At 64.8% G+C, this 14,560-nt stretch carries 12 protein-coding genes; 10 read left to right on the forward strand and 2 right to left on the reverse strand.

What is annotated here, in order from left to right:
- Positions 1-55: 55 nt before the first annotated feature.
- Positions 56-787, forward strand: coding sequence for a helix-turn-helix domain-containing protein (locus TX88_RS04475; RefSeq protein ID WP_044514955.1), 732 nt, complete (start codon positions 56-58; stop codon positions 785-787).
- A 245-nt stretch (positions 788-1,032) separates the two neighbouring features.
- Here the strand turns inward: TX88_RS04475 and TX88_RS04485 are convergent, their stop codons facing one another.
- A complete protein-coding gene (locus TX88_RS04485; protein WP_044514959.1) occupies positions 1,033-1,518 on the reverse strand; it encodes a MarR family winged helix-turn-helix transcriptional regulator in 486 nt (161 codons plus the stop codon).
- A gap of 153 nt (positions 1,519-1,671) precedes the next feature.
- Between TX88_RS04485 and TX88_RS04490 the strand changes: the two genes are divergently transcribed.
- The 3 genes from TX88_RS04490 (at position 1,672) to TX88_RS04500 (ending at position 5,365) form a co-directional block, all read left to right on the forward strand.
- Positions 1,672-2,802 carry a spirocyclase AveC family protein gene (locus TX88_RS04490; RefSeq protein WP_049924844.1) on the forward strand — a complete coding sequence of 377 codons (1,131 nt, stop codon included), beginning with the start codon at positions 1,672-1,674 and terminating at the stop codon, positions 2,800-2,802.
- Positions 2,803-2,897: 95 nt separating this feature from the next.
- Positions 2,898-4,514 (forward strand): nitric oxide reductase activation protein NorD, encoded by a 1,617-nt coding sequence (locus tag TX88_RS04495; protein ID WP_049924845.1) that lies wholly within the window; start codon positions 2,898-2,900, stop codon positions 4,512-4,514.
- Positions 4,514-5,365 (forward strand): CbbQ/NirQ/NorQ/GpvN family protein, encoded by an 852-nt coding sequence (locus TX88_RS04500; RefSeq protein ID WP_044514962.1) that lies wholly within the window; start codon positions 4,514-4,516, stop codon positions 5,363-5,365. Before TX88_RS04495 ends, TX88_RS04500 begins: the two co-directional genes overlap by 1 nt.
- 5 nt (positions 5,366-5,370) lie before the next feature.
- On the opposite strand, the gene TX88_RS04505 is transcribed toward TX88_RS04500, so the two are convergent.
- A complete protein-coding gene (locus TX88_RS04505; RefSeq protein ID WP_244438349.1) occupies positions 5,371-7,059 on the reverse strand; it encodes a GMC family oxidoreductase in 1,689 nt (562 codons plus the stop codon).
- Positions 7,060-7,112: 53 nt separating this feature from the next.
- Between TX88_RS04505 and TX88_RS04510 the strand changes: the two genes are divergently transcribed.
- Genes TX88_RS04510 through TX88_RS04535 form a run of 6 tightly spaced genes read left to right on the forward strand, consistent with a single transcriptional unit; the run spans position 7,113 to position 14,556 of the window.
- A complete protein-coding gene (locus TX88_RS04510) occupies positions 7,113-8,336 on the forward strand; it encodes an MCE family protein (protein WP_244438350.1) in 1,224 nt (407 codons plus the stop codon).
- Complete coding sequence (locus TX88_RS04515) at positions 8,333-9,361, forward strand: MCE family protein (RefSeq protein WP_044514965.1); 1,029 nt, start codon at positions 8,333-8,335, stop codon at positions 9,359-9,361. Before TX88_RS04510 ends, TX88_RS04515 begins: the two co-directional genes overlap by 4 nt.
- Positions 9,361-10,428: an MCE family protein gene (locus TX88_RS04520; protein ID WP_044514966.1), complete on the forward strand. Its 1,068-nt coding sequence runs from the start codon at positions 9,361-9,363 to the stop codon at positions 10,426-10,428. Before TX88_RS04515 ends, TX88_RS04520 begins: the two co-directional genes overlap by 1 nt.
- On the forward strand, positions 10,428-11,774 hold the full coding sequence (locus TX88_RS04525; RefSeq protein WP_044514968.1) for an MCE family protein: 1,347 nt from the start codon (positions 10,428-10,430) through the stop codon (positions 11,772-11,774). The genes TX88_RS04520 and TX88_RS04525 overlap by 1 nt, the downstream gene beginning before the upstream one ends.
- Before the next feature lie 26 nt (positions 11,775-11,800).
- On the forward strand, positions 11,801-12,991 hold the full coding sequence (locus TX88_RS04530; protein ID WP_244438352.1) for an MCE family protein: 1,191 nt from the start codon (positions 11,801-11,803) through the stop codon (positions 12,989-12,991).
- Positions 12,991-14,556 (forward strand): MCE family protein, encoded by a 1,566-nt coding sequence (locus TX88_RS04535; RefSeq protein WP_044514971.1) that lies wholly within the window; start codon positions 12,991-12,993, stop codon positions 14,554-14,556. Before TX88_RS04530 ends, TX88_RS04535 begins: the two co-directional genes overlap by 1 nt.
- Positions 14,557-14,560: the final 4 nt, after the last annotated feature.

Consider the following 14,560-nt stretch of genomic DNA (forward strand, 5'->3'; position numbering starts at 1 on the left):
CGCACACTCGGACGTAGCGGCACAGTCAAGTCCCGGGCATGCGCATGATGGACAGGTGGCGTGGAGTACTCGGGAGGTCGCCGAACTGGCCGGCACCAGTCTGCGAGCCGTCCGTCATTACCACCACATCGGCCTGCTCCCGGAGCCCGAACGCCGGTCAAACGGGTACAAGCAGTACGGCGTGGCGCACCTGGTCCGGCTGGTCCGCATCAAACGGCTCGTCGACCTGGGGTTCTCGCTCCCGCAGATCGCCGCGTTGGGTGACACCGACGACCATCCGGAACAGGCGTTGCGGGAACTGGACGCCGAACTGGCGGCGACGATCGAGAGGTTGCAACGGGCCCGCGAGGAGCTCGGTGAGCTGCTCGAGAACTCGGCACCCACGGATCTGCCGCCCGAGTTCGCACCCGCCGACGCCGTCGCGAAGATGACCGACGCGGATCGCAAACTGATGGTTGTCCTGAGCCGGGTGTTAGGCCCGCGCGGCCGACGAGCCTATGCCGACCTGATCAGGGACACCCGCGAGGATCCGGCCGCATCCGAATTGGACGCGCTGCCCGCCGACGCCGACGAGGCGACCCGCCAGGATCTCGCCGAGCGGCTGGCGCCCTACATCTGGTCGGTCCGGCAGGCCCATCCCGGACTCACCGAGGCCCGTGTCGACGCGCCGCGCGGTGCGAACTTCGCCGAGAAGGCCATCGATGACGCGATGGCTGATCTGTACAACCCGGCGCAGCTGGACGTGCTGCGCCGGGCCGGTCAGATCGTGCGGCGGCTGGCCACCTAGGTGCGCAGCGGCAGCGCGAGAGCAGGTAGCCCGGCGGATCTGCTCCCGTGCGCATCTGGATGGCGCCAATCAGTTTTCGCTAATCGGCCGGGAGATGCGTGAGTCGGTCGCCCGCGGCGACCAGTGATTCGGTGGTGAGGTCGATCATTTCGTCGCGAGTCAGCGCGAGTTCGCCTGTGGTCCAAGCGTTTAACGTTTCGTGGACGCCAGCGCAAGCGGTGACGTCACGCCGACACTTCTCGCTCCTAGCGTGCGTCCCCGGGCCCACGCAGCGGATTGGGAACGGGCGATTGCGGCACGCCGCTGAGCTTGCGGAGTGTGGCGATGCAGGCGTACAGCTCGTCGATGGTTACGCCGGCGGCCGTCGCGCGGAAGAACTCTTGCAACCGACCCAACGTCTCCCGCTGGACGGCAGCCCCTCGCCTCGTCACTTCGATTCGGGTGACCCGCCGATCGGTACTCGACGGAGTCCGTCTCAGAAGATCCGCGGCGACGAGTTTGTCGATGTCAGAGGTGATCGTGCTTGGCAAAACGTTGAGGTACTCGCTGAGCGCGCTGGGGCGGTCGACGCCGGCATGGATCAAAAAGATGATGCCCATGGCGCGTTCGGAAATCGAGTAACTGTCGGCGACCGGAAGCGTGAGGGTTGACAGCAAGCGCTGGACATCCATTACAGCGCCGAGGAAGTCGACGATGTCACCGTCGTCGGGGGCCCCAATGCTGTCGGTCACGACGCCTCACGATACCTGCCCCGGGGAGCCACTCTCCTTCTCTGCGTCCGTCGTCGAAAGTAGTTCATAATCTGAATGATTTGGGTTAGGCTCCGGCAAGGCGAGGGTCGCCTCCCGCAGCCTTGGATGGTGCGGGGAACAGCGCGGAGTGCCATGAAGCAATCCATTCACAGAAGCGAGCCCACCGTGGCCGACGGCGCGGCGAATTCCGGCTCCTCGCGGACCTGGAAGGCCCTGGCGGGTTGGGTGCTGGCCGTGGCGTTCGTGGTTTTCATCCTGGTAACGGCCCAGAAGCACGGACCGGTGTCGCCCGAGAACGCGAATCCCGACGGCGTGGGCAAGCCTCCTCCGGTCGAGCCACTCCTGGCCGGTATCGACATGGTCTACTGGGGTCAGATACTCGGCGCGATCCTGGCCGCCGGGACCGTTATCGCGTCGGCGTTGATCTGGCGTCGACATCCTGGACATCCGGTGATTCTCATGGTCGCCGCCTCCAGCACTCTGATCTGGTGGGACCCGATCAACAACTGGGCGATCGGGCTGATCTACAACCCGAAAATGTGGCACTTCCCCAGGGATTGGCCGTGGATGAACATCTCCCCGATCATCGAGCCGATCACCTCGTTCATCTACGCGCCCTACGTCTTGCTTCCGTATTTCCTGGCCATGCCCCTTCTGCGCGCTATTCAGCGACGTAGCGATCCCAAGGCATTCGCTTGGCGCCATCCGCTGATCTCGATCGCCGTGCTGACGTTCCTCATCGGAGTCGTGTGGGATGCCGCGCAGGAAATCTTCCTGACCCGCACCCAATTCCTCACCTACAGCCACGTGGTGGAATTCGGCTCGATCGATGTGGGTAAGAACTATCAGTTCCCCTTGTTGATGGCCAGCATCCTCATCACGATCGTGATGATCTCGGCATCGGTGTTGCTCTACCGAGACGACACCGGGAAATCCCAGGCGGACAAGCTCGCCCAGCGCCTGCGGCTGCATGCTCGATACCCGAAGTTCGCCACGTTTGCGGTGATGGTGCTGGTGCTGAACATCGCGATGATCACCTTCAGTTCGACCTTCTGGTTGGTACGGGTCACCGGCGTGGCCTCCAGTGTCGCCTGCCCGTGGCCCTACCCGCAGTCCAAGACCTGGGATCCGCAGGGCTTCTACCAATCCCAGGATGCGCCAGGGCCGTTCACCCCGGGCATCGGAAGTACCTGGGCGATCCTGCAACCGGACGGCCGCCCGACGGACATTGCCGTGGAGTCTGACCGCTGCAAGCCTCAGTAACCGCGCGGGTCGGGCCGGACCGTGAGGGCTCGACGCACCTCTACAACCTGTTCGCCTCTGCACTCGCAGGACGGCCGGTCGAAGTGATAGCGGGCGTGCCGGGGGAGCGGGCATGGTCCGACGGACGCACGATCACCGTCGATCCCGATTGCGATGCGCGACGAACAGTCGAGGCGGTGGTGGTGCAAGCCGCGTTGATCGGTGCCGGGAGCTTGTCCCGCGATCTGATGCATCCACTGGTGCGACGAGAGCGGTTGCGCCGCCGATATCTGAGCATCGAGGGACCGCGTGCCGTCGCCGCGCTACGTGAGTTTTTGCCGCGCTCCCTCGACCACCTGGTCCTCGCCGAGTTCGTGGCGCTCAGCGATTCGCCTTCGGAATCCCTCGCTTTCGCGCGAACCCGCGATGGCATACCCGAATCCGGAATCTATCTGGGTGCACTTCGGCCACGTGAGGTCCTCGCGTCGCTGCGTACTGCGTCGGCACCGGAACTGCACGAATCGAATGGGCGGCCCGGCATCGGTACCGCGGAGTCGGTCACGACGAAAGACGATTCGGCGCAGGCGGTGTCGCAAGTGCCGATGCCCGACGACGTCTCGTTCTTCTCGGCCGGCAGCGGGTCGACCTTGATCGGCCGGCTGCTGAGCAGATTGCTGCACGGGGCGGGCATCGCCAGTGTGGACGGCCCGGTCGGCGGGAACACCAGGTCGAAATTCGGTGCGACCGGAGGGGGCACTGCCTCGGCAGTGATCGAGCCGAGACCCGTTGATGAGCCGGCTGATCAGCAGTCGGGCAAAGGAGTTCGTCACCCTGAGTGGGACTTCAGGATCGACAGCTACCGACCCAAGTGGTGCACAGTGCGCGTTCTCGAGCCCGAGGAACACCCGGCGGGTTCGATAAGCGCACCCGATTTGGGTCTACGGCGGTCGCTGTCTCGACTGGGATCCGGTCCCGACGTTCGCCATCGGCAGCGCTATGGCGACGACATCGACATCGACGCCGCGGTCGAGTACCGGGTCGGTGCACTCGCCGCGCAGGACCCTGATGATGCGTTCTACCTCGCGACGGTCCGCGACCGCAGGGACCTGTCGGTACTGATCCTTCTTGACGTCTCTGCGTCGACGGCCGAACTCGGCGTGGGCCGCGTTCGGATCCACGATCATCAACGCGCCGCGGTGGCTGGTCTTGCTTCCACGCTGCACCGGCTGGGTGATCGCGTGGCCGTGTACGCGTTCAGCTCCCGCGGCCGCCACGACGTGCGGTTGACGACGCTGAAGGCTTTCGCCGAACACGGCGACCAAGCGCTGCTGATGCGTCTGCAGCACCTGCAACCATCCGGATACTCCCGCCTGGGTGCTGCAATCCGGCACGGGGCCAACCTTATTGAGGACAATGGCGGGACGACCAGACGCCTGTTGGTTGTGATATCGGACGGGCTTGCGTTCGACGATGGGTACGACCTGGCCCGAGGTGCGCGAGACGTTCGCCGAGCACTCATGGAGGTCCGTGGTCGGGGCACCGGGTGTCTGTGCCTGACGATCGGCGCAACCGGATCGGCTGAGGACCTTCGACTCGTCTTCGGCACCGCAGCGCACGCTTCGGTGCCTCGAGCCGATCAACTCGATCCCGTCATCGCCCGACTCTTCCACACGGCTTTGCGCTCGGCCGAAGTCCGCCGGCACTCTTCAACACCGAAAGGATCAGCGATCTGATGCCGACCCCTCATGTGGTCACCGAAGACACCACCGACGCTTCTGCCGGTCCGGTGGGGCGTGTGCGTCCGTTCTATCGGGCGGTGGGCAATGAAGAGCGCGTGTTCGCCGCTGCTTTCACCGAACAACTTCCTGTCTTGCTGAAGGGGCCAACGGGTTGTGGGAAAACGCGATTCGTCGAAGCAATGGCTCATGATTTGGGACGACCGCTGATCACGGTGGCGTGCCACGACGATCTGACCACCGCAGATCTCGTGGGCCGGTTCCTCTTACGTGCCGGGGAAACGGAATGGGTCGACGGACCGCTGACGCGGGCGGTGCGCGAAGGCGCGATTTGTTACCTCGACGAAGTGGTCGAAGCACGTCAGGACACCACTGTCGTGCTGCACCCGCTCGCCGATCACCGGCGGACACTGCCGATCGAACGCCTGGGAGAAACCCTCGTCGCCGGGCCAGAATTTTGCCTCGTTGTCTCCTACAACCCGGGGTACCAGAGCGTCCTCAAAGACCTCAAGGATTCGACGCGGCAACGCATGGTGGCGATCGAATTCGACTATCCTGAAGCAGATCTGGAGGCATCGATCGTGCAGCACGAGAGCGGCGCCGACGCTCGGTCTGCCACGGACCTGGTTCGCCTGGCGCAGGCGATCAGGCGTCTGGAGGTGCCTGGGTTGCGGGAGGTTTCCTCGACCCGCGTCCTGGTCGCCGCAGCCCGCCTGGCCAAGGCCGGTCTGTCACTGCGCGAGGCCGCCGAAGCTGCCGTCATCGCGCCGCTGACCGACGACCTTGCCTTGGGCGCCAGCCTTCGCCGTCTGCTCGACCTCTACCTGGCCGATCAGCCCCACGGCTGACCGATTCATGCGGTGATGATCAGTTCAGCCGCTCGCTCTCCGATCATCATCGACGCGGCGTTCGTATTGCCGCCGACGATGCTCGGCATGACCGAAGCGTCCGCCACGCGCAGTCCCTCCATGCCCCGGACCTTCAACGTGGGGTCGATGACCGCGTGCTCGTCGACGCCCATCCGGCACGTTCCGACCGGGTGATAAACGCCGGAAGCGTTGCGTCGCACGAAGTCTGCGAGGTCGCCTCCGGCCTGGTCCGGGCCGGGTAATACCTCGCGACCGACTTCCGAGGCGATTGCCGGGTGTTTGACGGTTTCCCGCACAAGTTCCATGCCGGCCACCAAGGTCGCCAGGTCCTGCGGCTCGGACAGGTAGTTGGGATCGATCAGGGGTGCGGTGAACGGATCGGTCGAGGCCAATCGCACCGTGCCGCGACTCTCTGGATAGATCATGGTCGGCAACAGTGACAACGAAGGCGACGGATCCACGGCCAGGTGTAGCCCCGGCTCGTCCTGATTCTCGGGATAGCCGATCGGCAGGATGAAGATCTGCAGGTCCGGGAGATCGGTACCTGTCCGGGTCCCGCTGTCCACGAACCCGACAGCCTCAAACAGTGTGTGTGCCATGAAGGTTGAGCGAGGGCGCGCACACTCCCGGACCGCGGCACCGATAAAACTCAGCGGTGAGGAGCGGCGCCCGCCGGGCGCCTGATAGGACATGGGAACGAACAGGTGATCGTGCAGATTGTCGCCGACCGGGAGGTCGGCAATGACCTTGATTCCATGCTCGCGCAGGTGCTGTGCGTGACCGATTCCCGAGAGCATCAGCAATCGCGGGGTGCCGAGCGACCCGGCACTGACGATCACCTCGCGGCCGGCGCGGACGGGACCGATCGATCGCCGGTTGCGCCCCGCAACCACCTCCACGCCGGTCGCTCGGCCGTTCTCGACGATGATGCGGGTCGCCGTCACGCCGGTGAGCACACGCAGATTCGGCGGTGCCTCCCGCAGGTAGCCCCGGTCGGTGCCCACCCTGCGGCCCCCGCCCGCGCTCTGCTGTATCGGCGCGACTCCTGCTTGGCGTGCGCCGTTGTAGTCCTCGTTCCTCTCGACGCAGGCGGTCTCGGCCAGTGCACTCATGAAGCTTTCGGTGACATCGGCAAGGCCGGTGGCCCGTTCCACCGCGATCGGCCCGTCGCCGCCTCGCAGTTCACTGGACCCGTCTTCGAAGCTCTCCAGTCGACGGAACGACGGCAATACATCGGAGAACCCCCAGCCTTTCGCCCCGGCCGACGCCCAGTCGTCGTAGTTCTGCCGATTGCCGCGGACAAACGCCATCCCGTTGACCACGCTGCCGCCACCGAGGACCCGGCCGTGCGATTGCGGAAGCGTGCGGCCGTTCATGTGTTGTTGCGGCACGCTGTGCGCAGGCCAGGTGACCAATCGCTGCAGCGCGGTGACTGCGTGGATGGCCCCGCACAGACCGGGAACCGTCACCAGCGGGCCCCGGCGCCGGCGTCCCGACTCGATCAGGGTGACCGTCGCACCGGAATCGGCGAGCCGCCGGGCCACGATCGCCCCTGCGCTGCCCGACCCCACGACGACATAGTCGGCCGTCCCTGCTGGCTTCATCCAAGCCTCCATTGACACTAGAATCATTTCATTTTCTGAAATACTATCGGCAATACTGTAGCCGCCCAAGGTCGAGCGCGGTACCGGGCAGGGCAACGACGAACGACTGTCAAAACGGGGGCATGGATGTCATCGACATGGACCGGGTCATGAGCCGACCGGGGCGACCGCAATACGCGCGCCTACTGGCCGGTCTGGCCACCGTTGCGGCGCTCGTGGGGGTGACGGCACTGTCGATCAGCCTGTTTCGCGGCGACTTCAGTCGGGGTCTGCCGGTGACGGTGCTCGCCCAGCGTGCCGGGTTGGTCCTCAACATCGATGCCAAGGTCAAACTGCACGGTGTCCAGATCGGCCGCGTCACCGCCATCGACGCCCGTCCCGACGGGCAGGCAGCGATCCGACTCGCGCTCGACGAATCCCAGGTGCATCTCGTGCCGGCGAACGTGCTCGTCGAGATCGCCGCGCCGACCGCGTTCGGGGCGAAGTCGATCGAACTGATCGATCCCGAACATCCGGATTCGCAGCATATTTCGGCCGGACAGGTCGTCGAAGCGCGGCATGTGATGGTCGAGATCAACACCTTGTTCGATCAGTTGACCACATTGCTCGATCACGTCGCCCCGGACAAACTCAACGAAACCCTGTCGGCGCTGGGATCGGCGCTCAGTGGGCGTGGACACCAAATCGGCCAGACGATCGACGATTTCGATGCCTTCCTGGCCGCCACCGAGCCCGCACTACCGGCGTTGAGCCGCGAGGTGGCCGCCGCGCCCGTGGTGTTCAACACCTATGCCGACGCGGCACCGGACCTGATCACCACCATCGACAACGCCACCCGCGTCAGCCAGTCCATCGTCGACGAGCAGGACAACCTGGACGCATTCCTGCTCAGCGCTATCGGATTGGCGCAGACGGGAACCCCGGTACTCAGCCAGAACCACACCCCGCTGGCCGACGCGTTGCATCTCCTGGTCCCGACCACCGATCTGACCCGCGAATACAACGCCGCGCTGAACTGCCAGATCACCGGCATGGCGTTCATTTCGAAGTGGCAACCGCTGCGACTTCCCGGCGCCGAGGTGGCCGCCGGCCTGACGGCCGGTCAGGAACGCTACCGCTACCCCGGAGACCTGCCCAAGGCCGGATCCAAAGGCGGCCCCCGCTGTGAGAACTTGCCGTTGCCGTTTCTCTCGCGGCCCCGATGGGTGGTGGCCGATACCGGCACGAACCCGTGGAAGTACGGAAACCAAGACATCCTGGTCAATACCGACGGTCTCAAACAGTGGCTGTTCGGCCCGATCGACGGCCCGCCCCGCAACACCGCTCAGATCGGACAACCCGGATGACGATTCGGACGGCCACGACCTTGATCAAGTTCGGCACCTTCGCGGCGGTGATGACGGTGCTGACTGCCGCGCTCTTCGTGGTTTTCGGTGAAGTCCGATCCGGTTCCAGGACAGTGTATTCAGCGGTCTTCGGCGACGTCTCGAGCCTGCGCGAAGGCGACTCGGTGCGTATGGCCGGCATCCAGATCGGGACCGTCGACAAGGTTGCATTGCGCCAGGACAAGACGGTCGAAGTAGGTTTCGACACCGACCGTGATGTCGTCCTAACCCAAGGGACCCGCGCTGTGGTTCGCTATCTCAACCTGGTGGGCGACCGCTACCTCGAACTCGTCGACAGTCCGGGCCGCAACACCAAACTTGCTGCCGGGGCACAGATCCCGCGGGAGCGCACCGCCGGAGCACTCGATCTCGATCTGTTGCTCGGCGGACTCAAGCCAGTCATCCAGGGGCTCAACCCCGACGATGTCAACGCGCTGACCTCGTCGCTGATTGCGGTGTTCCAGGACCAGGGCACCACGGTGGACTCGCTCATGGCCAAGACCGCGTCGTTCACCAACACATTGGCCGACAACAGCGCAACCGTGCAGTCGGTCATCGACAACCTCAAGACCACGCTGCAAACCCTGTCCCAGGACAGCGATCAGTTCTCCGGAACGATTGACCGTCTGCAACGCCTCGTCGACGGGTTGTCGACGGACCGCGATCCGATCGGCGCTGCCATCGAGTCGCTCGACAACGGCACCGCGTCACTGGCCGACCTACTCACCCAGGCCCGCCCCCCACTGGCGGGCACTGTCGATCAACTCGACCGCCTGGCACCGCTGCTCGACCAAGACAAAGACCGGCTCGAGACCGGGCTGCGCATGGCGCCCGACAACTACAACAAGCTCATCCGAACCGGTGCCTACGGCAGTTTCGTGAACTACTACCTATGCGGCCTGGCGGTCCGAGTGTCTGATCTGCAGGGACGCACCGCCGAATTCCCGTGGTTCAAACAAGAAGCCGGAAGATGCGGTGAGCCCTGATGCTCAAGTACCGTGGCACCCATCTCATCCGCGCCGGATTCATCGGCGTGATTGTCATAACCCTCATCATCGCGGTCGGACTGCAGCCCGAACGGTTGTGGTCACTGGCGGCCCAGATCGCCTACCGTGCCCAGTTCGCTGAAGCCGGCGGTCTCACCAGCGGCAACAAGGTGAAGATGTCCGGCGTCGCGGTCGGGACCGTTACCGACGTGTCGTTGCAGGGTCTGCAGCCGCTGGTCACCTTCAAGGTCGACAGCACAGTGCGGCTCGGTTCGGACACATCGGCCCACATCCGCACCGGCAGCCTGCTGGGTGAAAGGGTATTGGTTCTGGAATCTTCCGGCGACGGGAACCTGCAGCCGCTCGACCTGATACCGCAGACCCGGACGTCGTCTCCGTACTCGCTGACCGATGCCGTTGGCGACTTGACGCGCAACACCGGGGCGACCGACACCGCAACGCTGAATCAATCGTTGGAAACTCTGGCCACCACCATCGACCAGATCGCGCCGCAGCTCGCGCCTACCTTCGACGGACTCACCCGGCTGTCTAAATCTCTCAACAGCCGCAATCAGACACTCGCGGCATTGCTGTCGTCCACTTCCGAGGTCACCGGCATCCTCGCCGACCGCAGCCAGCAACTCAACGCACTGATCCTCAACGCCAACGACCTCGTCGACGTACTGGTTCAGCGGAGGCAGGCCATCATCGAGTTGCTCTCCAATACTTCGGCAGTGGCCCAACAACTTTCCGGCGTCATCCACGACAACGAGCAGCAGCTCGCACCTACCTTGGACAAGCTCAATTCGGTCACCGCCATGCTGGAACGCAGCCGGGACAACATCGCCAGGATGCTGCCGGCCTTGGCGAAGTTTCAGGTCACCCTCGGCGAGACGGTGGCCAACGGCTTCTACTACAACGCCTACGTCCCGGATCTGCTCCCCGGCAATTTTCTGCAACCGTTCCTCGACTACGCCTTCGGGTTCCGGCGTGGAGGCAAGCCCGGCGATCCTCCTCGCGCCGAATTCCCATTCCCTCGCAACGGGATACCGGAGGCGCCCCGCTGATGACGACATCCCGGATCCGGCGGATCGCCACCGTTGTGCTGATCACGATCATCGCGGCCGCAGCGACATGGCTCACCCGTGTGACCCTGTTCGCCCCGAAGACGATCACCGCGTACTTCACCCATGCCAGCTCCATCTACCCGCGCGATCAGGTCCGGGTTGCCGGGGTCGCCGTGGGGACCATCGAGGCGATCCACCCCGAGGGCACCCAGACGAGGGTGACCATGCAACTCGACAGAAAGGTGCCGATCCCCGCCAACACCAGCGCCGTCATCGTCGCGCCAAACCTCGTTTCCGCCCGCTATATTCAGCTTGTCGCGCCCAGTGCGGCCAGCGCCGACGTCATCGCAGACGGAGCGCTGATCCCGCTTGACCGCACCGCAGTGCCCGTCGACTGGGACGAAGTCAAACAACAATTGACGCGCCTGGCCACCGATCTGGGGCCCCACAACGGCATCTCGTCCACCTCGGCGGCTCGGTTCGTCGACAGTGCGGCCAACGCCATGAACGGCAACGGCGACAAGCTGCGCCAGACCCTGGCCGAACTGTCTGGAGTTGGACGCATCCTGGCTGATGGCGGCGGAAACATCGCCGACATCCTGAAGAACCTGCAGGTGTTCGTCAGCGCGCTCAAAGAGAGCAATGTGCAAATCGTCCAATTCCAGAACCGGTTCGCCACGCTCACCAGCACGCTGGACAACAGCAGGTCAGAACTGGATGCCGCGCTGACCAACCTGTCGGCGGTCACCGGTGAGATCCAGACCTTCGTCGCCGGCACCCGCGACAAGACCAGCGAACAACTGCAGCGCCTGACCAACGTCACACAGACCCTGGTCGATCACCGCAAAGACCTCGAGCAGGTGCTCCACGTGGCACCGCATGCCCTGGCCAACACCGTCAACATGTTCGACCCCCAGATGGGTTCGGGGGCAGGTGCATTCGTGTTGACGAACTTCTCCAATCCTGTCCAGTTCATCTGCTCAGCCATCGGTGCGGTCGCCAACGTGACCGCCTCCGAAACCGGAAAACTGTGCGCCCAGTACCTCGGACCCGGACTCAATGCCGCGAGCTTCAACATGCTGCCGTTCCCGATCAACCCGTTCCTGGCGAAATCACCGCCACCGGAAGACCTGATCTATTCCGAGCCGGGTCTCATGCCCGGGGGCGCCGGCCCCACGCCCGGGCCGCCCGAAATACCGCCGGCTATATCGGCTTACGACCCCGCACCCGGTACACCCCATCCCGACAGCCTGCCCGAGATGCTGCTACCCGCCGCGCAGCCACCGCCACCCGCCGAACCTCAACCCGGCACGCCACCACAACCGACAGGGACCCCACCGCCGTGATCAATAGCTCAGCGTTAAGGCGATGGGTGAGCGCCGGCTGTTGCATCCTGGTGGCCTCGACTGCTGGATGTGCCTTCCAGGGCGTCAACTCCCTGCCTCTGCCCGGCGCCGTCGGGCGCGGACCGGACGCCCGGGCCTACCATGTCGAAATCGCCAATGTCGGTACGCTCGAAGCGAATTCACCGGTGATGATCAACGACGTCGTCGTCGGCAGCATCTCCGGGATGAAGGTCAAGGCCGGCCACGCCGACGTCGAGGTGTCGATTCGCCCCGACGTCTCGGTACCAGCGAATGCCGTGGCCACCATCGGTCAGACCAGCCTCCTCGGATCAAGTCACTTGGCCCTCGATCCGCCCGCCGACCAACCGCCGGCCGGGCAGTTGCCTGCGGGCGCGACACTCACCCTGAATCAATCGTCCACCTATCCCACCACCGAGGAGACCCTGGCCGCAGTGTCGGCCCTGATCAACTCCGGGGGCCTGGGTCAGATCGGCGACATCATCCACAACATGAATGCCGCACTGTCCGGTCACGAACCGCAGTTGCGTGACCTGCTCGGGCGGCTGGACCGGCTGGTGGGCACCTTCGATGCGCAGCGCGGCGACATGGTCGAAGCGATGCGCGCCGTGGATCGGCTCGCCGGCACGTTCGGTGCACAGAAAGACGTACTGACGCGTGCGCTGCGCACAATGCCGGGTGCGATGGATGTTCTGGTCCGGCAGCGTCCCAGGTTCACCGCCGCGCTGCGCGAACTCGGGACATTCGCCGATACCGCACACCAGGTGGTCAACGACACCCAGGCCGACTTGGTCGCGAATCTGCACAACCTCGAGCCGACCCTGTGCGGTTTGGCCAACGTCGGGCCGGACCTGGACCGGGGGCTGGCATTCCTGTCGAGTTATCCGCTCACCCAGGACTTCATCGACCGTGCCGTACGGGGGGACTACATCAACCTGTTCGCCGTCATCGACCTCACGGTCAACCGGCTCAAGAGCGGAATGTTTCTCGGAACCCGTTGGGGCCAAGAAGGTCTGACACTGGTACCGGCACCCGGGGACCCCGGTTACGACGCCTACTACAGCGACAACCCGCTTGGGGTCGGCGTCGCCCCTCCGATGACACCGAAACCCACCGGGCTTCCCGATGGCGCAGGGCCGCCTCCGCCGCGGGTTCCCGGCGCACCACTGCCCACCGACGGCGCCATCGGAGGCTGCTGATGCTGACACGTTTCATTCGAACCCAGCTGATCGTCTTCGCCGTGGCGTCGGTCATCGGTATGGCTGTGATGGCCTTCGTCTACATGCAGGTCCCCACCTTGCTCGGGATGGGACGGATGACCGTCACCATGGAACTGCCGGGTGCCGGCGGCTTGTACCGGTTCAGCAACGTCACCTACCGCGGCAGCCAGATCGGCAAGGTGATCGCCATCGAACCGACCGCCCGCGGTGCCACCGCGACTCTTTCGCTGGATAGCTCGCCCAAGATTCCGGCGGACCTGCAGGCACAGGTGCGCAGTGTCTCGGCGATCGGTGAGCAATACGTGGAACTCCGTCCGCGCACCGACGCTGCGCCCTACCTGCACGACGGTTCGGTGATATCCGCGGATGACATCACGATCCCCCAACCGGTGGGTCCGATGCTTGATCAACTCAGCGCCCTGCTGGGCAGCATCCCGAAGGACTCATTGACCAGGCTTCTCGATGAATCCGCACAGGGCCTCGGTGGCGCCGGATACGACCTGGGCTCCCTACTCGACTCGTCCTCCCGTGTCGCAGCGGATCTCCGGCCGACCGCCGAACAGGCCCGCCGATTCATCGAAGACAGTGAGCCGCTGCTGGATTCACAGCTGCAGACATCGGACGCAATCCGCACGTGGACGCACAGCCTGGCGGAAGTCACCACACAACTGACCACGAACGACCCGCAGATCCGCACGCTGCTGCGACAAGGCCCCGGCGCCTTCCAGGAAACGACTCGCCTTCTCGATCAGGTCAAGCCCACACTGCCGATCCTTCTTGCGAACCTCACCTCGATCGGACAGGTTGGCGTCACCTACCACCCCTCGCTCGAACAGGTCCTGGTGCTGGCGCCGCCGTTGACTTCGATGTTCATCGGCGCCGGACCGAACAACAACTACGTCGGCAAAGGCCTCGGCGATTTCCGGCTCACCGTGGCCGACCCGTCGCCGTGCACCGTCGGATATCTGCCCCCGAACCAGTGGCGGGCACCGGGCGACACCAGCCCGGCCGATACCCCCGACGGCTTGTACTGCAAGTTGCCCCAGGACGCGCCGATCGCCGTACGCGGCGCCCGCAACTACCCCTGTATGGGCCATCCCGGGAAGCGCGCACCAACCGTCGAGGAGTGCGACAGCGACAAACCCTTTATGCCGCTCGCACAACGCCAACATGCGTTGGGCCCCTACCCGTTCGATCCCAACCTGGCCGGCCAAGGAGTACCGCCCGATTGGCGAGTAGGGCAGGATGACAACCTCGACGGGCCGCTCGAAGGCACCCCACCTCCACCGGGTCAAGATCCGCCCAGTTCGGTGCCGCCCGCGCCCGAGAATCCGGCGACTCCGCCGGATGATTCCGCTGGGCAGCCGCAGGCGTCGGGGCCCCTCGGCCTTCAGGGGCTCAGTCCTGCCGAACCCGTGGCGATCACCCGTTACGACCCCGGTTCCGGGAAGTACATGGCTCCTGATGGGCAGGTCTACGTGCAGCGCAACCTCATGACCACAGGCCACACGGCGAGTTGGAAGGAACTCATCCTGCCCGGATGACGAC

Source organism: Mycolicibacterium septicum DSM 44393 (assembly GCF_000455325.1).
Lineage (GTDB): Bacteria > Actinomycetota > Actinomycetes > Mycobacteriales > Mycobacteriaceae > Mycobacterium > Mycobacterium septicum.